This window comes from Buttiauxella sp. JUb87 (genome assembly GCF_004361975.1).
Taxonomy (GTDB): Bacteria; Pseudomonadota; Gammaproteobacteria; order Enterobacterales; family Enterobacteriaceae; genus Buttiauxella; species Buttiauxella ferragutiae.
The window spans coordinates 691,451-715,346 of sequence record NZ_SNVY01000001.1 but is presented as its reverse complement, the minus strand read 5'-3'; the positions used below and the strand labels follow the sequence as shown (position 1 = coordinate 715,346).

General features: G+C 48.2%; 23 protein-coding genes, 1 pseudogene and 1 riboswitch. Of the genes and pseudogenes, 13 read left to right on the top strand and 11 right to left on the bottom strand.

Features of this window, described 5'->3' with window-relative positions; genetic code table 11:
• Positions 1-57 precede the first annotated feature (57 nt).
• The 4 genes from EC843_RS03240 to htpX all read left to right on the top strand — a co-directional run bounded on the left by EC843_RS03240 (position 58) and on the right by htpX (position 4,478).
• Positions 58-546 (top strand): GAF domain-containing protein, encoded by a 489-nt coding sequence (locus EC843_RS03240; protein ID WP_064546064.1) that lies wholly within the window; start codon positions 58-60, stop codon positions 544-546.
• Positions 547-650: 104 nt separating this feature from the next.
• Complete coding sequence (proQ, locus tag EC843_RS03235) at positions 651-1,334, top strand: RNA chaperone ProQ (RefSeq protein WP_064546066.1); 684 nt, start codon at positions 651-653, stop codon at positions 1,332-1,334.
• A gap of 20 nt (positions 1,335-1,354) precedes the next feature.
• Positions 1,355-3,403 (top strand): carboxy terminal-processing peptidase, encoded by a 2,049-nt coding sequence (gene prc, locus EC843_RS03230; RefSeq protein WP_064546068.1) that lies wholly within the window; start codon positions 1,355-1,357, stop codon positions 3,401-3,403.
• 193 nt (positions 3,404-3,596) lie between these two features.
• Complete coding sequence (gene htpX / locus EC843_RS03225) at positions 3,597-4,478, top strand: protease HtpX (RefSeq protein WP_034496301.1); 882 nt, start codon at positions 3,597-3,599, stop codon at positions 4,476-4,478.
• Between the two features lie 45 nt (positions 4,479-4,523).
• Here the strand turns inward: htpX and EC843_RS03220 are convergent, their stop codons facing one another.
• A complete protein-coding gene (locus tag EC843_RS03220) occupies positions 4,524-5,900 on the bottom strand; it encodes an MFS transporter (RefSeq protein ID WP_133521589.1) in 1,377 nt (458 codons plus the stop codon).
• A 177-nt stretch (positions 5,901-6,077) separates the two neighbouring features.
• Between EC843_RS03220 and kdgR the strand changes: the two genes are divergently transcribed.
• A complete protein-coding gene (gene kdgR, locus EC843_RS03215; protein WP_121813634.1) occupies positions 6,078-6,869 on the top strand; it encodes a DNA-binding transcriptional regulator KdgR in 792 nt (263 codons plus the stop codon).
• A gap of 50 nt (positions 6,870-6,919) precedes the next feature.
• On the opposite strand, the gene EC843_RS03210 is transcribed toward kdgR, so the two are convergent.
• Positions 6,920-7,162: a YobH family protein gene (locus tag EC843_RS03210; RefSeq protein WP_064546074.1), complete on the bottom strand. Its 243-nt coding sequence runs from the start codon at positions 7,160-7,162 to the stop codon at positions 6,920-6,922.
• A 158-nt stretch (positions 7,163-7,320) separates the two neighbouring features.
• Here EC843_RS03210 and mgrB point away from each other — a divergent pair, with 158 nt between their 5' ends.
• From mgrB to rlmA, 6 genes are all read left to right on the top strand, one after another.
• Entirely contained in the window at positions 7,321-7,464 is a 144-nt protein-coding gene (gene mgrB / locus EC843_RS03205; protein WP_064546552.1) for a PhoP/PhoQ regulator MgrB, read from the top strand.
• Between the two features lie 74 nt (positions 7,465-7,538).
• Complete coding sequence (locus tag EC843_RS03200; RefSeq protein ID WP_064546076.1) at positions 7,539-7,826, top strand: YebO family protein; 288 nt, start codon at positions 7,539-7,541, stop codon at positions 7,824-7,826.
• A gap of 794 nt (positions 7,827-8,620) precedes the next feature.
• A complete protein-coding gene (locus EC843_RS03195; protein WP_074388558.1) occupies positions 8,621-8,764 on the top strand; it encodes a DUF2627 domain-containing protein in 144 nt (47 codons plus the stop codon).
• 13 nt (positions 8,765-8,777) lie between these two features.
• Positions 8,778-8,987, top strand: coding sequence for a transcription antiterminator/RNA stability regulator CspE (gene cspE, locus EC843_RS03190; RefSeq protein ID WP_001062678.1), 210 nt, complete (start codon positions 8,778-8,780; stop codon positions 8,985-8,987).
• A 233-nt stretch (positions 8,988-9,220) separates the two neighbouring features.
• On the top strand, positions 9,221-10,966 hold the full coding sequence (gene ftsI / locus EC843_RS03185) for a peptidoglycan glycosyltransferase FtsI (protein WP_133521588.1): 1,746 nt from the start codon (positions 9,221-9,223) through the stop codon (positions 10,964-10,966).
• A 63-nt stretch (positions 10,967-11,029) separates the two neighbouring features.
• Positions 11,030-11,845 carry a 23S rRNA (guanine(745)-N(1))-methyltransferase gene (rlmA, locus tag EC843_RS03180; RefSeq protein WP_133521587.1) on the top strand — a complete coding sequence of 272 codons (816 nt, stop codon included), beginning with the start codon at positions 11,030-11,032 and terminating at the stop codon, positions 11,843-11,845.
• A gap of 4 nt (positions 11,846-11,849) precedes the next feature.
• Here the strand turns inward: rlmA and mntP are convergent, their stop codons facing one another.
• The 5 genes from mntP to manX all read right to left on the bottom strand — a co-directional run bounded on the left by mntP (position 11,850) and on the right by manX (position 16,068).
• Positions 11,850-12,422 (bottom strand): manganese efflux pump MntP, encoded by a 573-nt coding sequence (mntP, locus tag EC843_RS03175; protein ID WP_064546082.1) that lies wholly within the window; start codon positions 12,420-12,422, stop codon positions 11,850-11,852.
• Positions 12,423-12,468: 46 nt separating this feature from the next.
• A riboswitch (yybP-ykoY riboswitch) is annotated at positions 12,469-12,632 on the bottom strand.
• A 199-nt stretch (positions 12,633-12,831) separates the two neighbouring features.
• Positions 12,832-13,290, bottom strand: coding sequence for a DUF986 family protein (locus EC843_RS03170; protein WP_133521586.1), 459 nt, complete (start codon positions 13,288-13,290; stop codon positions 12,832-12,834).
• A 66-nt stretch (positions 13,291-13,356) separates the two neighbouring features.
• Complete coding sequence (locus EC843_RS03165) at positions 13,357-14,211, bottom strand: PTS mannose transporter subunit IID (protein WP_064546086.1); 855 nt, start codon at positions 14,209-14,211, stop codon at positions 13,357-13,359.
• A gap of 12 nt (positions 14,212-14,223) precedes the next feature.
• Positions 14,224-15,024 carry a PTS mannose/fructose/sorbose transporter subunit IIC gene (locus tag EC843_RS03160; RefSeq protein WP_133521585.1) on the bottom strand — a complete coding sequence of 267 codons (801 nt, stop codon included), beginning with the start codon at positions 15,022-15,024 and terminating at the stop codon, positions 14,224-14,226.
• Between the two features lie 75 nt (positions 15,025-15,099).
• A complete protein-coding gene (gene manX, locus EC843_RS03155; protein WP_064546090.1) occupies positions 15,100-16,068 on the bottom strand; it encodes a PTS mannose transporter subunit IIAB in 969 nt (322 codons plus the stop codon).
• 480 nt (positions 16,069-16,548) lie between these two features.
• Here manX and yoaE point away from each other — a divergent pair, with 480 nt between their 5' ends.
• Positions 16,549-18,108, top strand: a complete 1,560-nt coding sequence (gene yoaE, locus EC843_RS03150; protein ID WP_064546092.1) for a CNNM family cation transport protein YoaE — start codon at positions 16,549-16,551, stop codon at positions 18,106-18,108.
• On the opposite strand, the gene EC843_RS03145 is transcribed toward yoaE, so the two are convergent.
• The 4 genes from EC843_RS03145 to pabB all read right to left on the bottom strand — a co-directional run bounded on the left by EC843_RS03145 (position 18,109) and on the right by pabB (position 23,519).
• Complete coding sequence (locus tag EC843_RS03145; RefSeq protein ID WP_133521584.1) at positions 18,109-19,704, bottom strand: cyclic diguanylate phosphodiesterase; 1,596 nt, start codon at positions 19,702-19,704, stop codon at positions 18,109-18,111. It lies immediately after the preceding gene.
• 233 nt (positions 19,705-19,937) lie between these two features.
• Positions 19,938-21,302 carry an L-serine ammonia-lyase gene (sdaA, locus tag EC843_RS03140; protein WP_064546096.1) on the bottom strand — a complete coding sequence of 455 codons (1,365 nt, stop codon included), beginning with the start codon at positions 21,300-21,302 and terminating at the stop codon, positions 19,938-19,940.
• A gap of 275 nt (positions 21,303-21,577) precedes the next feature.
• The gene (locus tag EC843_RS03135) at positions 21,578-22,156 is read right to left on the bottom strand and encodes a CoA pyrophosphatase (RefSeq protein ID WP_064546098.1); all 579 of its coding nucleotides are present in this window, start codon (positions 22,154-22,156) and stop codon (positions 21,578-21,580) included.
• Positions 22,157-22,160: 4 nt separating this feature from the next.
• The gene (gene pabB / locus EC843_RS03130; protein WP_133521583.1) at positions 22,161-23,519 is read right to left on the bottom strand and encodes an aminodeoxychorismate synthase component 1; all 1,359 of its coding nucleotides are present in this window, start codon (positions 23,517-23,519) and stop codon (positions 22,161-22,163) included.
• Positions 23,520-23,635: 116 nt separating this feature from the next.
• Between pabB and EC843_RS24730 the strand changes: the two are divergent.
• Positions 23,636-23,809: pseudogene (locus EC843_RS24730) on the top strand (YoaH family protein); the annotation flags it as partial.
• Between the last annotated feature and the right edge of the window lie 87 nt (positions 23,810-23,896).

Sequence of the window (23,896 nt, the reverse complement as noted above, 5' to 3'; positions counted from 1 at the left end):
TAATGCTTATTTTACTATGCTATGCAGTTGAGTAAGACAACATACTATGGTTAATCAATGAACAAAGAACAATTTTACGCGGACTTGAACCGCGATTTTAGTGCGTTAATGGCAGGTGAAACAAGTTTTCTGGCAACGTTGGCAAATACCAGTGCTTTGCTGTTTGAACGTCTTGAAGGTGTTAACTGGGCCGGGTTCTATTTACTGGAAGGCGATACGTTGGTTTTAGGGCCTTTCCAGGGCAAAATTGCCTGTGTGCGCATCCCGGTAGGTAAAGGTGTATGCGGTACAGCAGTTTCCACCAGGAGCATTCAGCGCGTTGAAGATGTGCATGCTTTTGATGGTCACATCGCCTGTGACGCCGCCAGCAATTCCGAAATCGTTCTGCCGTTAATGGTAAACGATGAGTTAATCGGGGTCCTGGACATTGATAGCACTGAGTTTGGGCGCTTTACACCTGAAGACCAACTCGGCTTATCTCAACTGGTAACGCAGCTTTCGCTGACGCTTGCCGACACGGATTTTAAAAAATTCTTCACTCGATAGCATGATAAACAACGGATAACGTGGCATTTGCTGATAGCGTCATTATAATGTCGCCTGTTCATGCCTGCGGATTGTTGGCAACTCCGTTGTAATCAGGAAATTTCATGGAAAATCAACCTAAGTTGAATAGTAGCAAAGAAGTCATCGCCTTTTTGGCAGAGCGTTTCCCACAGTGCTTTAGCGCTGAAGGTGAAGCCCGCCCCCTGAAGATTGGTATCTTCCAGGATTTAGTCGCGCGCGTTGAAGGGGAGATGAGCCTCAGTAAAACTCAACTTCGTTCCGCGTTACGTCTTTATACTTCAAGCTGGCGTTACCTGTACGGTATCAAAGTCGGCGCGACCCGTGTTGATCTCGACGGTAACCCATGTGGTGAACTCGATGAGCAGCACGTTGAGCATGCTCGTAAGCAGCTTGAAGAAGCAAAAGCTCGTGTTCAGACACAGCGTGCAGAGCAGCAAGCGAAGAAACGTGAAGCGGCTATTGCTAACGGTGAAACCGTTACCGATAAGCCTCGTCGCGATCGCAAACCTCGTCCTGCACCGCGTCGTCCAGAGACTACAGAACGTAAACCTCGTGCAGAAAAGCCGGCGGCTCCTCAGGTTCCGCGTGAAGAAAAACGCACTCCGGTTACGGACATTTCTGCATTGCAGGTGGGTCAGGCAATCAAAGTCAAAGCGGGTAACAACGCGATGGATGCCACCGTACTGGAAATTACCAAAGATGGCGTACGTGTACAGCTAACTTCTGGTATGGCAATGATCGTACGCGCAGAACACTTGCAGTTCTGAAACGGAGGCCAGACCCGGGCATGAACAAACTCTTTAAGCGTACGGCAGTCGCTAGTCTGTTGTTTCTTGCAGGTAGCGCACTGGCCGTCGAAAATATCACGCAAGCTTCTCAAATCCCGCAGTTAAAGGAAGAGACACAGCATGCAACGGTGAGTGAGCGTGTAACTTCGCGCTTCACTCGCTCGCATTATCGCCAGTTTGATCTGGATGAAAATTTTTCCGCAAAAATTTTCGATCGCTACCTAAACCTCCTCGACTATAGCCACAACGTGCTGCTTGCCAGTGACGTTGAGCAGTTTGTGTCGCGGAAAAAACAGATTGGCGATGAATTGCGCACCGGTAAACTGGACGTATTTTACGATCTCTATAATCTGGCCCAGAAGCGCCGTTTTGAACGTTATCAATACGCGCTGAAAGTGTTGGAAAAGCCGATGGATTTCACCGGCAATGACACCTTCAATGTGGATCGCAGCAAATCTCCGTGGCCTGCAAGTACCGCCGAGTTAAATAGTCTGTGGGACAGCAAAGTTAAGTTTGACGAATTAAGTTTGAAACTGACCGGTAAAACCGATCAGGAAATTCGTGAAACGCTGACTAAGCGCTACCAGTTTGCGATTCGCCGTCTGGCGCAGTCTAACAGTGAAGATGTTTTCTCTCTGGCAATGACCGCCTTTGCTCACGAAATCGATCCGCATACTAACTATTTGTCTCCACGCAATACTGAACAATTCAATACTGAAATGAGTTTATCTCTGGAAGGTATTGGTGCGGTGCTGCAAATGGATGATGACTACACAGTGATCAACTCGATGGTTGCGGGTGGTCCGGCGGCGAAAAGCAAAGCGATTACCGTAGGCGATCGTATTGTGGGTGTCGGTCAAACCGGCAAAGCCATGGTTGATGTGATTGGCTGGCGTCTTGATGATGTGGTTGCGCTGATCAAGGGACCAAAAGGCAGTAAGGTTCGTCTTGAAGTCTTACCTGCGGGCAAGGGCACTAAAACACGCATCGTCACGTTAACGCGTGAACGTATTCGTCTTGAAGACCGTGCCGTTAAACTCACCATTAAAACGGTTGGTAAAGACAAAGTCGGCGTGCTGGATATTCCAGGCTTCTATGTTGGTTTGACGGATGACGTCAAAGTCCAGTTGCAGAAGATGGAAAAACAGAATGTGAAGAGCGTGATTATCGATTTACGTTCTAACGGTGGCGGTGCATTGACCGAAGCTGTGTCGCTTTCTGGCCTGTTTATCCCCGGTGGCCCAGTTGTTCAGGTACGTGATAACAACGGTAAAGTGCGTGAAGACAGCGATACCGATGGCGTTGTGTACTACAAAGGCCCACTGGTTGTTATGGTTGACCGTTTCAGTGCCTCCGCATCTGAGATTTTCGCCGCTGCAATGCAGGATTATGGCCGTGCGTTGATTGTCGGTGAGCCGACCTTCGGTAAAGGGACTGTTCAGCAGTATCGTTCGTTGAACCGTATCTACGATCAGATGCTTCGCCCTGAGTGGCCTGCATTAGGCTCTGTGCAATACACCATCCAGAAGTTCTACCGCATTAATGGCGGCAGTACTCAGCGTAAAGGTGTTACGCCAGACGTGATGATGCCGACCGGTACGGAAGAGACAGAAACTGGCGAGAAGTTCGAAGATAACGCGCTCCCATGGGATAGCATTAATGCCGCAACTTACGTCAAGTCAGGCGATCTGACACCGTTCGAACCGCAACTGCTCAAACTGCACCAGGACAGAATTGCAGCCGATCCTGAGTTCCAGTACATCATGAAGGACATTGCTCGCTTCAATGCCCTGAAAGAGAAGCGCAATATTGTTTCCCTGAATCTTGCTCAACGTGAGAAAGAAAACCAGGAAGACGATGCGACGCGTCTGGCACGCATCAACGATCGCTACAAGCGGGAAGGTAAAGCTCCGTTGAAGAAACTGGAAGACTTGCCGAAGGATTATCAGGAACCAGATCCTTATCTCGATGAAACGGTTCATATCGCGCTGGACCTTGCAAAAATGCAGCAAGATAAGCCAGCCGAGCAACCGGCTCCTGCTAAGTAACTCCCCAACAGGCACAAATTTTTGTGCCTGTTTTTTTTACCTCTATCAAGCCGCGTAAACCTAGCTCTTTCTAAATGTAAAGTTATGTATTATTAACCACTTGGCAACGATGAATGCTTGAAAATAGCAGGCTTGCCCCTACGATGTGGGGTAACGCAGAATGCGTATTTTTAACCGAGGTAAAAAGAAAATTATGATGCGTATCGGGCTTTTCCTGTTGACCAACCTTGCAGTCATGGTCGTATTCGGGCTAGTGCTAAGCCTGACGGGGATCCAGTCGAGCAGCGTACAGGGTCTGATGATCATGGCGGTGTTGTTTGGCTTTGGTGGTTCAATCATCTCGTTACTGATGTCCAAATGGATGGCATTACGTTCAGTTGGCGGTGAAGTGATTGAGCAGCCACGTAATGAAACTGAGCGCTGGCTGATGGAAACCGTTCGTCAGCAGTCGCAGCAGGCGGGTATCGCTATGCCTCAGGTGGCGGTTTACCATGCGCCAGATATCAACGCGTTTGCTACTGGCGCACGCCGTAATGCCTCGTTGGTTGCGGTCAGTACCGGCCTGTTGCAGAACATGAGCCGTGATGAAGCAGAAGCGGTAATTGCTCACGAAATTAGCCACATTGCGAACGGCGATATGGTAACCATGACGCTGATTCAAGGTGTGGTGAACACCTTCGTTATCTTTATTTCGCGAATCATTGCACAGGTTGCCTCAGGCTTCCTGTCAGGTAATCGGGATGAAGGTGAAAGTAACAACGGTAACCCGTTTGTCTATTTTGCAATTGCGACCGTACTGGAGTTGGTATTCGGTATTCTGGCCAGCATCATTACTATGTGGTTCTCACGTCACCGTGAATTCCACGCTGATGCCGGATCTGCAAAATTAGTCGGCCGTGAAAAAATGATTGCTGCTTTACAGCGTCTGAAAACCAGCTATGAACCGCAAGAAGCCAGTAGCATGATGGCGTTTTGTATCAACGGTAAGGCGAAGTCAATGAGCGAATTGTTTATGACTCACCCACCTTTGGACAAACGTATTGAAGCACTGCGTAACGGCGAATATCTGAAGTAGTGATAAATATTGATAAAAAAGCGTGCCATCGCTGGCACGCTTTTTTTATGCCTGCGAAGCAGTAGGTTGAGATAACCGCAAACTGCTAACAATAGCCGCGACGGTAGCAAAACTGCCGGCCAGAAGTAACGAGGCGTGCGTTCCGTGAGTGGTGAACAGGTTGAACATCAGTGCTACCAAAGCTGCACCACAACTCTGGCCGAGTAACCTGGCCGTGCCTAACATGCCGCTGGCACCACCGCTGCGGTGACGCGGAGCAGAAGAGATAATGGTGTGGTTATTGGGGGACTGGAACAAGCCAAAACCTGCACCGCACAAGAACATGCGCCAGATAATATCTATGTCAGAAGGGTTATGTGGCAACAGCGCCAAAGCAAACAGACCGCAAGCCATCATTACAAGTCCGATTCCACCTAATAATCCCGCATGTACTCGTCCAATTAAATGACCAGCGACCGGAGCCATAATCATGGTTGCGATGGGCCACGGCGTCAGTAGCAGGCCAGTTTCCACTTCACTACGACCTAATGTCGATTGCAGGAAAAAGGGTAAAGAAACCATTGCCAGCATCTGCGCGGTAAAAGAACACACTGATGTTCCAATGGATAAAGAAAACACCGGGATACGCAGTAAATCGACCGGCAATAATGGGAAAGGGAGTTTTAACTGGCGGCGTATAAAGAAAGATCCAATGACTAGCAAGGCTGCCAGTTCACTGAGAATAAGCCAGCCAGACTGGCCCTGAGCAAACCCGCTGATGGCAGAAATCAATAAGCCAAACGTCAGGGCATTCATGATGGCGCCTGGAATATCAAAGCGCTGCCCCTGGGATTTTTGTTGGTTCGCTGGCAAGAAACGCAGAGACAATAATAGTGCAATGATGCCAATGGGCACGTTAACCAAAAATAACCATTTCCAGGAAGCAACGGATAGAATGGCGGCAGCAATAGTCGGCCCGGCAGCTGATGAAACGGCAACAATAAATGAGTTAATTCCCATGCCGCGGCCAAGGTGTTTTTGTGGATAAATAAGCCGAATGAGCGCGGTATTTACGCTCATTAATGCCGCACCGCCGAATCCCTGCAGTACGCGAGCAAATGTCAGCATGGGTAAAGAATTCGATAACGCACAAAAAAGGGATGTCACACAAAACAGCATTAGCCCGCACTGATATACCCGGCGATAACCAAAAATATCCCCCAGAAACGACATGGAAAGTAATGAAACAATTATCGCTATTTGGTAACTGTTAACAATCCAGATGGATTCTGCCGGACTGGCATTAAGTTCGCGGGCAATGGTGGGAAGGGCGACGTTAGCGATTACGCCATCAAGCACGGCCATAGTAATACCTAACGCAATGGCTAAAATAGCACCATAGCGCCGCGGTAATGGCAGCCCATCAGCAAGGGTTTTATCCATAGGAAAGATTGAATTCACGGGGCTGTATTCGGGGAGAAATAATAATAGCACTAAATTTACGGGATATGTCGCAGATTTGTAACGATATAGAATAGATTCATTGCGATGACATGGTAGTCAACTTATACTAAAAACCGGTTCTAATTTTTATAAAACAAATGCGATCGAGGTGATTTAATGGCAATCGCAGATCTGGATAAACAACCTGATTCTGTCTCTTCTGTCCTGAAAGTTTTTGGCATCTTACAGGCTCTTGGCGAAGAACGCGAAATTGGTATTACTGAATTATCGCAACGCGTAATGATGTCAAAAAGCACCGTCTATCGCTTTTTGCAGACAATGAAATCCTTGGGTTATGTGGCTCAGGAAGGCGAATCTGAGAAATACTCGCTTACGCTGAAGTTGTTCGAACTTGGCGCGCGTGCGTTGCAAAATGTTGATTTGATTCGTAGTGCTGACATCCAGATGCGTGAACTGTCGCGTCTGACAAAAGAAACGATCCACTTGGGTGCGTTGGATGAAGACAGTATTGTCTATATCCACAAGATCGACTCAATGTACAACTTGCGTATGTATTCGCGCATTGGTCGTCGTAACCCGTTGTACAGTACTGCAATTGGTAAAGTGCTTCTGGCCTGGCGTGACCGTGAAGAAGTACGTGAAATTCTTGCCGATGTGGAGTACACCCGCAGCACTGAACGTACCATTACCAGCACCGACGAATTGATGGATGTTCTGGATACGGTGCGTAAGCAAGGTTTTGGCGAAGATAACGAAGAACAAGAAGAAGGTTTGCGCTGCATCGGCGTGCCGGTATTTGACCGCTTTGGTGTTGTGATTGCCGGTTTAAGTATTTCATTCCCGACTTTGCGTTTTTCTGAAGACCGCCTTCACGAATATGTCGCTATGCTACATGACGCTGCGCGCACTATTTCTGAGCAAATGGGTTATCACGAATATCCATTCTGATGAAAAATTAAACGCCGCTAAATAGCGGCGTTTTTTTACTCTTCGATTATCTACTGTCCGTTATCAATAACCTTGTCACTTTTACGCAATACAGGGCAATCACTCAGTCCGATAATACCACTTTCACTATGAATGAATTGTGCAGTGGTGATATTTCGTGCAGTGAGGTATTTGCATTGCAGTCCCATACCCGCTGCATTTTGATGGCTCCCAATCAATACTCCGTAGCCAGAGAGGAGTAAACCGATCCACAGCAGCACTATCACCAGAATAGTGCGGATCACGACACGCATATCTACCTCTTATTATTACTTTATTAGAGTGTTAAGCGTAGCGCGTAGCACTAAAGTATCAATGTGATGATTCTTAAATAAAATCTGAGTTGAGTGATGCCTGGTTTAGGTTGCGTATGCCAGACTTACTCTCTAAAGCTTTTAATGTGGAGAATGTAGTGAAAAAGTACAGATGGTTCATCTTAGTTGCGGTTTTTTTTGTCTGCTTACTACTCTGGACGCAGATGGTCAACGTGATGTGCGATCAGGATGTACAATTTTTCAGCGGGGTTTGTACAATTAACAAATTTATTCCCTGGTAGACTCTTTTTATCCACACGATACTTACCTTCGGGCGCAGCAGGTGTAGAATAGCGCGTTTTACTGAGGTGGTAAGATGAACGAATTAAGTGTTGGCGCGTTGAATATCGTGTCCCTGACAGTTTCCCTGGTGGTGCTGGTTATCGGCCTCGTAATGTGGTTTTTTGTTAACCGAGCGAGTAGCCGTAGTAATGAACAGATCGAGCTGCTTGAAGAGTTGTTGGAACAGCAGAAACGACAAAATGCTCTGCTACGCCGTCTGTGTGAAGCCAATGAGCCGGAAGTTGTGAAGGAAGAACCGCAAGAGATTAAGGAAGAAGTTGCAGAGGATGACGATTTTATTCGTCTGGTGGCAGAACGCTAATCCTTGCATAAGCGTTTACGCCGCTTTGTCGTGACTCATGCGTTGGATGAATCCCTGGTTTGATCCTCTAAAATCTCATCTTTAAATCGACGGTTTTCGTAATGTGTCACCACAGTTACGAAAATCGGCTGATGTTACGCTTTGACGAAAGCATGGAAAGAGCAGGGAATACACCAACCCTCTGGCAAGACTATGGCGGTGAATCGCTGTTCATGCCACGACATGTAGGTCAAACTTTACTCTTGCTTAAAATAATAGTTTAAATATTATCCAGAAAGTTAAAGTGTTATTTTGGATAACCTAAGATAATTTTATTATATGGCTAATATAGTGAAACGTTTTTATTGCCTCATTGTGTAGCAGAGTGTCATTAAACTTTCATTATTTTGGTGCAATATAAAGAGCTTACTGTTCATACTTTATTCATTCTGGTAATCGCGTTATTTCCATCGCCTATTTCAATCTGTCTTGAGACGTTCTGTGCTGCTCATTTTTTGAATAGCTATGCTAAAAAAATCATAAGGATAATGTCTGTGGTGTCGACTTTTTCGTCCTTCGTCTGGACGAAAAGTTAGCTTTGGGCTATGGTAAAAACGTTGTCTGCGGTCATCGCCTGAACGCTTGGAATCACGTTTGTTCGCCGTTAATTTTATGCACATTTTGTGCATTTCATTTTTATGAACAATATTGGTTTCAGAATTTGTGCGACAGATCGATTCACGCCGAAAAATGGCTTGCCATTGATTGCGTTGTATGTGATAACACTTTGGGTTAAACGAGGTACAGTTCTGTTTATGTGTGGCATTTTCAGTAAAGAAGTTCTGAGTAAACACGTTGACGTTGAATACCGCTTCTCTGCCGAGCCTTATATTAGTGCCTCATGCAGTAATGTCTCTGTTTTAGCTAAGTTATGCCTTCGGGCAAAGAAAACAATCTAAGGAATTTTGCAAAATGGCAAAGATCAAAGGTCAAGTTAAGTGGTTCAACGAGTCTAAAGGTTTTGGTTTCATTACTCCTGCTGACGGCAGCAAAGACGTGTTCGTACACTTCTCTGCAATCCAGGGTAACGGCTTCAAAACTCTGGCTGAAGGCCAGAACGTTGAGTTCGAAATCCAGGACGGCCAGAAAGGCCCAGCAGCAGTTAACGTCACTGCTATCTAATTCCGTTGAATTAGACCTGGCGCGAATAACGCCAAATTTTGATGAAAGCCCCGCTCATGTAGCGGGGCTTTTTCATGTCTGAATCTTATGCACTACTTGTCCATATGTTTCTACAAGACGTGACTAGTTATGTTTTGTAGCAAAGCAGTGCATCTTGTAGCACTGTTCCTGTCCGGTTAATTTCATCATTATGTTTAAATTTTCAATTGCTTAGTTGTTGTGAAGGATTGAAAGTGAGAAAAATTGCCCCTGGAGTCGTGGGTAACTTTATTCAGTGGCGTTTTGCTCTGCTTTGCAGTGCTATTCTTATGTGTCTGGTATTTTTATTAGGACGTGTAGCCTGGTTGCAAATCATCTCGCCAGAGAATCTTGTCAAGCAAGAGGACATGCGTTCACTACGCGAAGAGACGATTACGGTTCCACGTGGCATGATTGAAGACCGTACGGGCCGACCATTGGCAGTCAGCGTACCGGTAAAAGCTATCTGGGCTGACCCCAAAACGGTGATGGAAAAAGGTGGTGTGCAAGTGAATAGCCGTTGGCAGGCACTTGCGACAACGCTCAATATGCCGCTCAATGAGATCGCCGCCCGTATTCGTCGTAACCCTTCCGACCGATTTATCTACCTTGCCCGTCAACTCGATCCACAAAAAGCCCAATATATTGAGAGTTTGAAACTACCGGGGATTTCGTTGCGCGATGAGTCACGCCGCTTTTACCCGGCAGGGCATGTCGCAGCAAATTTGCTCGGTTTTACCAATGTTGATGATCAGGGTATTGAGGGCATAGAAAAGAGTTTCAATCGACAATTGATGGGGAGGGGCGGGGAACGATTAGTTCGCAAAGACCGACACGGTCACGTCATTGAAAATATCACTGAAAATCCGGCAAGCCCCGCGCATAACCTAATGTTAAGCATTGATGAGCGTCTGCAAACGGTGACTGAAGATGCGTTAAGCAACGCGGTTTCGTGGAATAAAGCCGCATCAGCCGCCGCAGTTATCCTTGATGTTAATACCGGTGAGGTTCTGGCTATGGCAAGTTGCCCGACATTTAACCCGAATAACCGTGATGGTGCCACGTTGAACGATTTCCGCAATCGGGCAATAAGTGACACCTTTGAACCCGGCTCAACGGTCAAACCCATGGTAGTGATGACCGCGCTGCAACAAGGTATTGTGCAACCCGACAGTGTGGTGGATACCCATCCCTATACCATTGACGGGCATCGGATTCGGGATGTGGGTTATTACCCTCAGCTAACGTTGACCGGGATCCTGCAAAAATCGAGCGATACCGGGGTATCACGTCTTTCGCTGGCAATGCCTATCCAAAAACTTTTGGATACCTACAAAGAGTTTGGCTTTGGTTCGCCGACGGGGCTGGGCCTGACAGGAGAAAGCCGCGGTTATTTACCACATCGTAAGTTCTGGGGAGAACTGGATCGTGCAACCTTCTCTTTTGGCTATGGTTTGATGGTCACGCCGCTGCAACTGGCCCATGTTTACGCAACCATTGGTAGTTACGGTATTTCCAGACCGCTGTCGATTACCCGTGTTGACCCACCGGTCGTTGGGAAACGCGTGATGTCTGAAGTCATTGCTCATCAGGTTGAACATATGATGGAAAGCGTGGCGTTGCCTGGCGGCGGTGGAGTAAAAGCGGCGGTGCACGGATATCGTGTCGCGGTAAAAACGGGCACGGCGAAGAAGATTGGTGATGACGGTAAGTACATCAATAAATACATTGCTTACACGGCCGGTGTTGCGCCAGCCAGTAATCCACGCTTTGCGCTGGTTGTGGTGATTAACGATCCAGAAAATGGGGCTTATTATGGCGGAGCAGTTTCAGCCCCGGTATTTAGTCAAATTATGAGCGATGTGTTACGACTGGAAAATATTGAGCCTGATGGTCTTCCGGACGGTGACCCAAATTTAATGGTGTTAAATAAGCCTGTCGCAGATAACTCCGCCGGTTAGTTGCTTTTCGAAACAGGGCGTTTAGCGTTACACTTGCGCCCTTTATGATTGCCTGGAGTTCCCATGTCCTATCTTTGTCCGCTTTGTCATGCGCCGCTTACCGCTGTTGGCAAGAGTTATCTTTGCCCACAAGGCCACCAATTCGATAAGGCAAAAGAAGGATACGTCAATTTGCTGCCAGTACAGCATAAGCGTTCTAAGGATCCTGGCGACAGCAGCGAGATGATGCAGGCACGCAGAAAGTTTCTCGATGCCGGGCATTACCAGCCTTTGCGTGATGCCATTTGCCAACAACTTGAACAAGCGTCACCCGTGACTTTACTCGACATTGGTTGTGGGGAAGGGTACTACACTGCCGGTTTTGCACAGGTAGTCGCAAAACAAAATGGCACGACCTGGGGGTTAGATGTCGCGAAAGTGGCGATTCGCTACGCGGCTAAACGTTACCCGCAGGTGCAATTCTGCGTTGCTTCAAGTCACCGTTTACCGTTTGACGATAATAGCCTTGATGCTGTTGTGCGTATTTTCGCGCCCTGCAAAGCGGAAGAACTGGCGCGGGTGGTAAAACCTGGCGGTATCGTCATTACGGCGACCCCTGGTCCCCGTCATTTAATGCAGTTGAAAGGCCTAATTTACGACAATATTGTGTTGCACAGCTCTGAGTCTGAATCTTTGCCTGGTTTTATTGCAGAACAGACTCAGCAAATTAGCTGGCCGATGACATTAAAGGGTGATAAAGCGGTAGCATTGCTACAAATGACGCCGTTTGCCTGGCGCGCTCGCCCGGAAGTGTGGCAAGCCTTAGCGGCTGAAACGGCATTTGAATGTGAGACTGACTTTGTGGTTCGCGTCTGGCGACGCGAAGCCCAGGTAGCTTGAATATTTAACTTAGCGCGCTGAAATGGCCGTAAAGGATCTGGCAACCAATCCCAATTAACACCACGCCGCCGAGAATTTCGGCGCGTTTACCCAGTAGTGGGCCAATAAAACGGCCCAGCATCATACCCATCGTAGACATGATCATGGTCGCGCAACCAATCGCCAGCGCAGTTTCAATAATGTTCACTTGCAGAAATGCCAGACCGACGCCCACCGCCATTGCATCAAGGCTGGTTGCTATAGCTGTCGTGACCAATAACCAAAATCCATGACGTTGTAGCTTTGGTGTCTCTTCATCATCGTTGCCGCGAATCCCTTCATAGATCATTCGGATACCGAGGAAAACGAGCAGGATAAAAGCAACCCAATGGTTCCATTCCAGCACAACTTTACTGGCCAACATCCCCAGACACCAGCCAATCAGCGGTGTGAGCGTTTCAATAACACCAAAAATCAGGCCGGTACGTATGGCTTCGGAAAACTTAGGTTTATGGAGGGTGGCACCTTTCCCGATTGATGCAGCAAACGCATCCATCGACATGCCAAAAGCAAGAATAATTGTAGCGGAGAGATTCATACAAACGCCTCAGTTGGGAATATCCATATACACGTCGACCATCCCCAACTAAAACGATGGCTACGTGCCTATGGTCTCGCCTACTCAGTGTTTGAGTCGTACATGCCACGTTATTTTCTTGTTTAAAAAGCCTGCTAAAACAAGTAACGAGTATGTTGACATGTACATTTTCGCAATGGCGAAAATCGGCTACTCCCCAACGACGGGCGCAACCTTAACATATTATTCAAAGATAAAACAATATTTGGAAACTATTATTCCAGACGCTTAAATGATAACGATTTTCATTTAACTTAATAAGTAACTTAAACGTTAAAATAATAGCACACTAATTGTGCGAAATAGCATCGGCTATATTTAAATAACTGTACAAAAAATATCAAAATATAGACTTTGCTATATTTATAACTTATTGATTATCAACCATTAGTTTATAAATTTTTTCCAGGTCATCGATATTTTTAACCCGAATCAGTAAACGGCGTTGCTCTAGTTGCATCACCAACACTCCGTCTTCAGATAAATTCATTTCTTTAATTCGTGAATATAAAATCCACACGTTTGCGAAGAAAAAACCTTCTGTTTTAAACAATAATTTAGGCTGACGGATCCACGAAATATAAATAGCGAGTAACGCGAGTGCAGATAATAACCAGGTTGTCAGTGGTGTGCCGTGAGTGGTGACGTTGTTATAGATGAGGATGGCAACCAGACCAACAAAGATGGTGCTGTCGATACGATTACGGCGCAGCAGGGTGATTTTGAGTAGGGTTTTGCCCTTGAGCTTATCCATGATGAACTCATCATAGATTGACCACGCGAGCAACAGCACAATGAAAACGAGTAAAACCACATCCGTCAACGTCATAACACTACCTTCATTCTAAACAATAAAAAAACCGGGGCAGGGGCCCCGGTTTGCATAACATGGTAATTACAGACCCAGCAAGCCGATAGAATAACCGGCAATACCGATAACGAAGAAGCCCATGATGATCCACAGCGCGTTGACTTTCTTACGCAGCAGCCACATACAAGCAAACGTTAGCAGCAATGGCACAAGGCCTGGCATCAACTGATCAAGAATGGTTTGAACCGTGGTCACTTTAACTGCGCCGGTCTGGTCGGTAATTTTCGACACAACCAGCGGTATGTTAACGTGCGTCCACTTGTTTACCAGTGCCCCCATGACAAACAGGCCGAGGATTGACGCCCCCTCAGTCAATTTCTGCAGGAAGCCGCCGCCCATATCCTTAACGATATCGATCCCTTTACGGTAGCCGTAAGCCACACCGTAGTAACGGGTTAGCAAACGGACTGCGTTGAACAGGATGAAGAACAGCAATGGGCCGAGCAGGCTGCCGCTCATGGCAATGCCGGCACCTAGCGCTGCAAATACTGGGCGTACAGTACCCCAGAAGATTGGGTCGCCCACGCCCGCCAGCGGCCCCATCAAACCAACTTTGATACCGTTAATGGCACCATCATCAATTTCTGCACCGTTCGCACGTTGTTCTTCCATCGCAAGGGTAACGCCCAGAACCGGAGCGGCTACATAGGGATGGGTGTTGAAGAATTCCAGGTGACGTTTAATCGCTTGTTTACGCGCATCGTTGTTCTCAGGATACAGGCGTTTAATTGCCGGAATCATTGAGAAACAGAAGCCCAGCGCCTGCATACGTTCGAAGTTCCATGACCCCTGGAAGAGGTTAGAACGCAGGAACACGCCACGAATATCGCCCGGAGTGAGTTTCTTCTCGGTAGTTACTGTTTTAGTGGTATCAACCATTTCGCTCACCTATTAATCTAATTCGTTATCGAGGTCGTTAGCACCGGCAGCAGGCGCTGTAGCACCGGCAGTACGGTTGTATTTCGGGCTCAGCTGGATGTACAGAATTGCCATCACAGCACCAATCACACCCAATGCAACCAGGTTGAAGTTGGTGAAAGCCGCAGTAACGAAGCCCAGATAGAAGAATGGCATCAGGTAGCCTGCGCGCATCATGTTGATGACCATCGCATAACCCACTACCACAATCATGCCGCCGGCGATGTTCAGACCGCTGGTTACCACCTCAGGAATGGCGTTCAGCATGTTCTGCACTTCGCTAGTCCCCACGGAAACCGCGACGATAACGGCAGGAATGGCGATACGCATTGCTTGCAAGAACAGGGAGGAAACGTGAATCCAGGAGAGTGCCGATAGGTTGCCATTTTCGGCGGCCTTATCTGCTGCGTGCTGGAAGCCCACGGTAATAGTACGAACGATAATGGTCAGAACCTGGCCTGCTGCTGCCAGTGGAATGGCCAGAGCGATACCAGAACCGATGCCCTGATGTCCGGCGATAACCAGAATGGTCGAGATAATTGACGCCAGAGCCGCATCGGGAGCAACCGCCGCACCGATGTTCATCCAACCCAACGCGATCATTTCAAGTGTACCACCGATAATAATACCGGTTTTCATGTCACCGAGGACCAGACCAATTAAGGTACAGGCGACCAGCGGACGGTGGAACTGAAATTCATCGAGCACCGACTCCATACCGGCAATACAGGCTACGATAAACACCAGCACAATCTGAAGAGTGGTAATCTCCATTGTACTTCTCCTTAAACGAGTGACTTATGTGTGAAAACTGAGCAAAACGTAGAATCAAACTAATTACATTAGTAATTAGTTTTTCACCTTCGCGATCAGGTCCATCATTTTCAATTTTTGATCGGTAGAAACCTTACGCGCTTCCAGTTCAATGCCACGCGCGTTCAGTTTCTTAAAGGCTTCAATATCCGTTTCATCGACAGAAATCGCGTTGTTCACCTGAGTTTTACCCTGGCGGAACGCCATACCACCGATGTTGACTGACTTAATATTCACCCCACCTTCCACGACGCGTTCAACATCAGTTGGGTTAGTGAACAGCAGCATCACACGGTCGCCTGCATATTTCGGGTTATTCCACACGCGGATCATTTTTGCCACATCAACCACGTGTGCTGTTACGCCTGGAGGCGCAACTTGCGTCAACAGAGTTTTGCGCACGGTATCGGCGGCAACTTCATCGCTGACAACAATAATGCGCGTCACGTTAGTTTCTTTAGTCCAGCGAGTCGCCACCTGGCCATGAATCAAACGGTCATCAATACGTGCCAGACCAATGTTCATGTAGTCATTTGGACCCATTGGCTTCAGCGGTGCCGCAGGTTTTGGTGCAGCAACGGGCGCTACAGGTGCTGCAGTTTCAACAGGTTTTGCTTTCAGGGCTTTAACCCCTTCGCGACCTGTTTCTACTGCCAAAGCCACTAATTCATCAAATGAAGGGTTATCATCACGTGCCATCAAGGTTTCGACCAGCATCGGAATATTGACCCCGGCGACGACCTCGTAATGCTCTTTATCGACGACAATACGGCTAGCCGCATTGAAAGGGCTACCGCCCCAGGTATCGACGAGAAACAGCACACCTTTGTCGGTTTTCAGGTTTGCCAATTGAGCGTTATATTTTTCGATCAAAGTTTCGGCGTTTTCACCGGGAACGAAATCTATCCAGCCAACATTTTCTTGTTCGCCTAATAGCATTTCAGCGGTTTTCAGCAATTGTTCTGCTGCCCAGCCATGCGTGCCTATGACAATAGCAATAGTCACTTGCTACCTCCTGTGTTGGACATAACCACACCCTTAAAATGGGTGTTTTGTAGATTATCCGTTTCATTGAGCGAATCGATTCAGATAACGGTATGAGTAAAGATGTGTAACTGAAGACGGATTTATTTTAGTCAGTGAAAAAAATATTTTATGTGATGAAGATCCGTAATTTAGCTTTGCTTCACACATATTGTTTCGCGGAGCAAATTATGCGCTTGGTCAATGACAGTAAAATTGCAAAATCAGGTAAATCTTTGCAAAAGGGTAATTTGCTCTGATATTGTTTGCATCCCGTTTAATAACTAAGGAGTAAAGGGCAGTAGCCCACCGTATGGACCGTCACCGACGTCTTTTCATTTTCAGGTCTGAATCCTCAGCCTTTCATAATGGCGTAACACGCCCCGTTAATACCTTAATTCAACTTTCTGCGTCCGTATTTTGCGGGTTGCCGCGCAGTGATTCCCAAAGCTGGAGCTTGTCATGGAACTCTTAATGGATCCCCAAATATGGGTGGGTTTACTGACACTTATTGTTCTGGAAATCGTACTGGGTATTGATAACCTGGTCTTTATTGCGATTCTTGCGGATAAACTTCCACCAAAACAACGGGATAAAGCGAGGCTTATCGGTTTATCTCTGGCATTGGTGATGCGACTAGGCTTGTTGTCATTGATCTCATGGATGGTGACACTGACCCAACCCCTGTTTAGCGTCGCAGATTTGACGTTCTCCGGGCGCGATCTCATCATGCTATTCGGGGGCTTATTCTTGCTGTTTAAAGCCACGACCGAACTGCATGAACGGCTGGAAAACCGCCAGCATGATGATGGGCATGGGAAAGGCTACGCTAGTTTCTGGGTCGTAGTACTGCAGATTGTTGTATTGGACGCGGTGTTCTCGCTAGATGCGGTCATTACCGCCGTAGGGATGGTGAATCACCTGCCTGTCATGATGGCGGCGGTTGTGATTGCGATGGGTGTGATGCTGATGGCGTCAAAACCGTTAACGAATTTTGTTAACCAGCATCCAACGGTCGTGGTGCTGTGCCTGAGCTTCTTGTTGATGATCGGCCTGAGTCTGGTTGCTGAAGGCTTCGGTTTCCATATTCCTAAGGGCTACCTGTACGCAGCGATTGGCTTCTCGATAATCATCGAGTTCTTTAACCAGATTGCGCGTCGCAACTTTATTCGCCATCAGTCAAATGTACCGCTACGTGCTCGTACAGCTGATGCGATTTTGCGCTTAATGAATGGCAAGCGCCAGGCGCGCTCACAGAATGAAGACAACAAAACCATCACCCCGATTGAAGCGGAATCCTTCGCTGAAGAAGAACGTTACATGATAAACGGGGTACTGACGCTGGCTTCACGTTCATTGCGTAGCATTATGACGCCTCGTGGTGAAATCTCCTGGGTTGATGCCGATAAATCGACGGCTGAAATTCGTGAACAACTGCTGGAATCTCCACACAGTCTGTTCCCGATATGCCGCGGTGAGCTTGATGAAATCATCGGGATCGTGCGGGCTAAAGAGCTGCTGGTGGCGCTGGAAAATGGTGGCGATGTTGCGGCTATTGCGGCCCAATATCCGGCGATTGTGGTTCCGGAAACGCTGGACCCTATCAACTTGCTGGGTGTGCTGCGTCGTGCTCGCGGTAGCTTCGTTATCGTCAACAACGAGTTCGGCGTCGTTCAAGGTCTGGTGACACCATTGGATGTCCTGGAAGCCATTGCGGGTGAATTCCCCGATGCTGACGAAACACCAGAAATTGTGCGCGACGGTGACGGTTGGTTGGTGAAAGGTTCCACTGACCTGCATGCGATTCAGCAGCATCTGGATATCAATACTCTGGTTAACGACAGCGAAGATATCGCCTCGATTGCCGGATTGGTTATCTCGGTGAATGGCCAAATCCCGAAAGCGGGTGATGTCATTGAAGTTGCTCCGCTTCGCATCCAGATTGTCGAAGCGAACGATTACCGTGTGGACCTGGTCCGTGTGGTGAAAGAACGCTCCGAACATGAAGATGAAGAAGAGTAATCAGCGCAGCGGAACGACAGAAATAGGATGACCTCTATGGCGCGGGGGGCGTGTGCTCCCCCTTAACCAGCGAGGGAATTCGCTCAGTGGCATTGGTCGCGCATACAAATAACCTTGCAAGACATTCACGCCGTGGCTGCGCAGATACTCTGCCTGCTGCGGCGTTTCAACGCCTTCGGCCACCAGAGAGATTCCCAGCCTCTGCGCCAGTGCGATAATAATATCGGTCACCGTCGAGTTCACCGCATCAGTCCCGATAGCCGCAGTAAACGACTTATCAATTTTCAGTACATTTGGATTCAGTGTTTCCAGATAGGCCAGGGAACTCTGCCCCGTACCGAAATCATCTATCGCCAAACCCACGCCCATACGATGCAAATCACGCACCACACGATAGTCAACATCTGGCAACGCATCTCGTTCCGTTAACTCCAGAGTCAATTTTTGCAGCGGGTGTGCAGGGAACCAGGAACGGCGCAAATCGGCAATAATCTCAGCTTCATGGAAATGGCTGGCCGCCACGTTTAGCCCGATGTGGAAATGACGTGATTTGGGAAAAATATCAAGGTGGCGAACGGTTTCATCCAGCACATAGCGGGTCAACGGGGCAATCAGGTTTTGCTGCTCAGCGAGGGGAATAAATACATCGGGGGAGATCCAGCCCTGGCGTGGATTATTCCAGCGCAATAGTAGTTCCACACCGACACACTGCAGATTACGAGCGCTCACTAGTGGCTGGCAGAAGACCTCGAATTCATGAGAGGCCATACCAACATTAATTTCCCATGAAAAACTCATGCGATTGGCGGTTGCAAGCCAGGCGATATAACCAATCAGCATACTGAGAATCAGTGCCAGTGGAAGTTGAGTTGGCAAATTGCTTAATGCCAATGCCCCAGGTGAGGGGCCAATGGTGGTGATGGAAAACGCAAAGTGTTCGGAAGCCATTTCATGGATGACTTGCCCATCTTCAACAACAATTCGCTGCAAAAGTCCTGCACCATATTCGAGGTGCGAATCCGCGACATTAAGTACAGCACGCGATACCCATGGGCGTTCAGGCTCAAGGATTAATCCGGTCAGCAATTCAATATTAATGATCTGCATGACGCCTTCGTGACTGCTGTTGGATGACGGTGTCCAGGACAACAGAATCGGCGTGCCTTTCAGTAATGAACGGTCAATTGAGAGAAACAGCAGTGGAAGAGATGAAGGTAATTTGGGTTGTAGCAAATTAATCGGGACGTGGCGGCTGCCAAAAATACTTGAGCAATAAAGAATATCATCCTTAATCAGCCCGATTGAACGCACTGTTTGCAGGCGTGCTGCGTGTTCGCGCATTTTGAGTTGCGCGGCCTCACAAGACATTCCCACTAAAGCAATAAGCTCTTTGTTGCCTTGTTCAAGGGGGATCAGAATACTCTCTAGCGTGCTGATAATACGTTGATTAAACGCCTGCAAATGCTGTTCATTCACTTTGCGCTCAGCAACATAGCGTGCGCTCAGAGTCAACACGAGTGCCAGAACAGCTAAGCCGATACAGACAATTAAACGCCTGCGACGGTAGCCTCGTAATATACGTTGAGCTGTCTGCATCCGTGATCACCTTGTGTAGAACCGCGACCGAAATCGGCACACAGAACATTCAAAGTGTAGTGGGGGATTTGTAGAGCGCTGGAAAAATAACCTTTTTTTTGCGTTTCGTTGTTCAGGAGCCGCGTCGTTGAGCAGACGCAGCACCTTTTAATGGTTAAACAAGCAGTTGGCTTCTCAAGTTCAGGTGAATGACCCGCACTAGCCTGGCCCTCATCACTGAGGGCCGGAAGGGATTAATCACACTGGACTTTAATTGCCAGGCCACCGCGAGAGGTTTCGCGGTATTTCGCATTCATGTCTTTGCCCGTTTCATACATTGTTTCAATCACTTTATCGAGAGAAACACGAGGTTCACTGGTACGGCGCATTGCCATGCGGGTGGCGTTGATCGCTTTCACAGAAGCAATCGCATTACGTTCAATACACGGCACTTGAACCTGGCCCGCAACCGGGTCGCAGGTCAAACCGAGGTTGTGTTCCATGCCAATTTCCGCCGCAACACAAACTTGTTCTGGGCTGGCCCCGAGAATTTCAGCAAGGCCGGCTGCCGCCATTGAACAGGCCACACCGACTTCACCCTGGCAACCCACTTCAGCACCAGAAATTGACGCGTTCATCTTATACAACGCACCAATCGCACCGGATGCGAGGAAATAACGGATGTAGGTGTCAGGGCTGACTGATTCGATAAAGTGGTCATAGTACGCCAGCACTGCAGGGACGATGCCGCAGGCACCGTTGGTCGGAGCGGTAACCACACGCCCGCCCGCGGCGTTTTCTTCGTTCACCGCCAGCGCAAACATGTTCACCCAATCAATCACGTTCATTGGGTCATTGGAGAGTTTATCGCTGGATACCAGCATACGGCGCAATGCGGAAGCACGACGCGGTACACGCAATGGGCCAGGCAGCACACCTTCAGTATTGACGCCACGGTCGATACAAGCGCGCATGGTTTGCCAGATGTTGGCAAAATACTCTTCAATTTCTTTACGGCTGTGCAAAGCCAGTTCGTTCTGCATGATCACGCCAGACAGGGACATGCCGGTCTGTTTACAGTGATTCAGCATTTCTTCCGCGGAATTGAACGAGTAGGGCACGACAACTTCATCTGCTGCCTCTTTGCCGAAATGCTCTTCATCAACGATAAAACCACCGCCGATGGAATAATACGTTTTGCTGTAGATCTTTTGATCGCCGCTGAACGCATGGATAGTCATGCCGTTCTCATGTAACGACAGGTTGTCGTTACGGAAACACATGCCGGTATCTTTCGGGAAATCAACTTCGTGGCGACCCTGGGCAAGCCACAGACGTTCACGCGTTTCTACATCGCGAATAAACGCAGGAATGGAGTCAATATCAACAGTGGCAGGTTCGTTACCTGCAAGACCCATGATGATAGCGATATCAGTATGGTGCCCTTTACCAGTCAGCGACAGGGAACCGTAAACATCGACGGCGATGCGCGTCGTGCTTTCCAGTAATCCATTTTCGAGCAGCGAGTCGACAAACAACTTACCGGCCTTCATCGGACCGACGGTATGGGAACTGGATGGCCCAATGCCGACTTTGAACATGTCGAATATGCTAATCACACTAAACTCCTTTCAGGACACCGGCTAAATAAAATTTGCTGCTGCAAAACCGCAGCTAGCTAGTTTAAAAATTTATTGGTCACTGTAGTAAACTATTCACATGAATTAAACTAATGGTTAACCATAACTTGACTAATCCGGTCCGCAGAATGCGCTTCCAGGGAGTAATCAGTCAGATCAACCACTCTTTTTATTGCCCCTTATGTCTATGGGGGAATAAAACTACAGCAAGACACTCTGCTAAATATAGCCGTATTTGCAGAATTAAAGAGTGATCACGGTTCCACACCTATCTGTAAAGCTAACTCACGGATAATTCCGGCAGTCATACCCCAGACAAAGTAGTGTTGATACCAGGAAAGCCAAACGCGATGGGCGTTACCACGACGGTGAATATCCAGCGGATGATAGCGACCCAGGGTGAGCGCTTCCATTAAAGGCATCTCAAAAACCGCTGCAACTTCATCTTCACAGGCCTGGTAAGGTAAATCGGGAGGGATGATGCCGACAACTGGCGTAACCTGAAACCCGGTGACGCTATCGACCGGCGGCAAAGTGCCGATCACTTCAACATGCTCTGGCGAAATGGCAACTTCTTCCCATGCCTCGCGCAGTGCCGCGGCAATCAATGACTCATCAGTGTCGTCCACCGCACCGCCTGGAAAGGCAACTTGCCCGGCATGTTTACGCAGCATGGTCGAACGTTGGGTCAACAGCAGCCCAGGCTGTGGGCGGCGTACAATAGGAATCAGCACCGCAGCCTGGCGATGATTACTCGTCGTGCGCGTTACGGGCGGTTGCAACAGCTGAAAACGCGATAAAAAATCGTTCATACTCAGGGACGAACCAGACATCTCATCACTTCTCTAGTTGTGGAAGAATACGATTAACTTTATCAAAAGTTTCCTGATATTCCGCAGATTCAACACTATCAGCCACAATTCCACCTCCCGCCGAACAGTAAAGTTTGCCTCCTTCGGCGGTCAGAGTCCTGATGGTAATACTGGTGTCCATATTTCCGCAGAAGCTTAAATAGCCGATACTTCCACACCAGGCATTACGCCGCTGCGGCTCGAGTTCTTCAATCACTTCCATAGCGCGAACTTTTGGTGCACCGGTAATCGACCCACCAGGGAAACAGGCGCGCAGTAAATCTGTTGCCTTAAGATGCGAAGGCAATTGTGCGGTTATGGTACTCACCAGGTGATGTACTGCCGGGAAGGGCTCAACAACAAATAACTCAGGGACTTTTACACTGCCCGGTACCGCAACACGGCCAATGTCATTACGTAGCAAATCAACAATCATCAGGTTTTCTGCGCGATCCTTTGGTGAATTCGCCAGTTTTTCAGCCTGCTGCGCATCGGCCAGAGGATCTTCCAGGCGCGGTAAAGTGCCTTTAATCGGGCGCGTTTGTATGTTGTGATTTTCCAGCAGAATAAACCGCTCAGGCGACAGGCTTAAAATCACGCTGTCAGGAAGTCGAATAAACGCACTGAACGGAGCCCGATTCGCCGCGTTCAGGCATTCGAATGCTTGCCATTCATCGCCTTCGTAACTGGCGTTAAAGCGCTGCGCGAGGTTCACCTGGTAGCAATCGCCGCTTTTGAGATATTCCTGTACCTGACGGAATTTAAGTCCATACTGCTCGCGGGTCATACTGGACTGCCACGCGCTCGTCAGGCGGAACGGTTGGCGAGGGCTGTACGCGGTCAGCGTTTCAAGAAACTGTTGGCGAGCATCAATATCCCCCCAACACAGCAGAGTCAGGCACTGATTTTGATGGTCAGCAATTAACGCCCAATCGTAAATGCCTATCGCCATATCGGGTGTAGTAAGATCGCGTTGTGCCCGCTCGGGTAATTTTTCGAAGTGGCGACCGAGGTCATAACCGAACAACCCCAACGCACCGCCTAAAAAGGGGAGTTCCGGGTGTATCTCTGGCTGATAACCAAAACTATCCAGAGTTTCCTGTAGTAGATGCAGAGGATCGCCGTGATGCGTTGAACTGATACCGTCCACGCAAATTGTTGTTTCAGGACCACGCGTCACTAATGTTGCCCGAGGTTCTGCAACCAGAATATCAAAGCGATTATGAGGATGGTCAGCGAAGCCGGAATGCAGAAGCATGGCCCATGGCTGCTGTGCAGTCGCTTTGAAAGCGTGTTGAACAGCATCGGCATGCCACGGCAAAGTTCGAAAAGTGAGAGTCTGCAACGTTATAAACCACAACTAAAAAAAGAGAGTGATCATCCTGCTATACCAGTGAACCCGCTGGAAACCCTGTTAGCAGCGTGAAATAATTAACCCAGGCAATGTATCAGGAGTCGAAAATGTTTTCAGGATTACCCGCATTATCCCATGAGCAACAGCAGAAAGCTGTAGAACGTATTCAGGAACTGATGTCCCAGGGCATGAGCAGTGGTGAAGCGATTACACTGGTCGCCGCAGAAATTCGTGCCAATCATACTGGCGAGATGGTCGCGGTCCGTTTTGAAGATGACGACGTCGGTAACGCTGAGAGTGACGAAGAAAACACGGATGAAAACGATGAAGAAGAAAGATATGTCGACCATTACGAAGAAAACGACGAC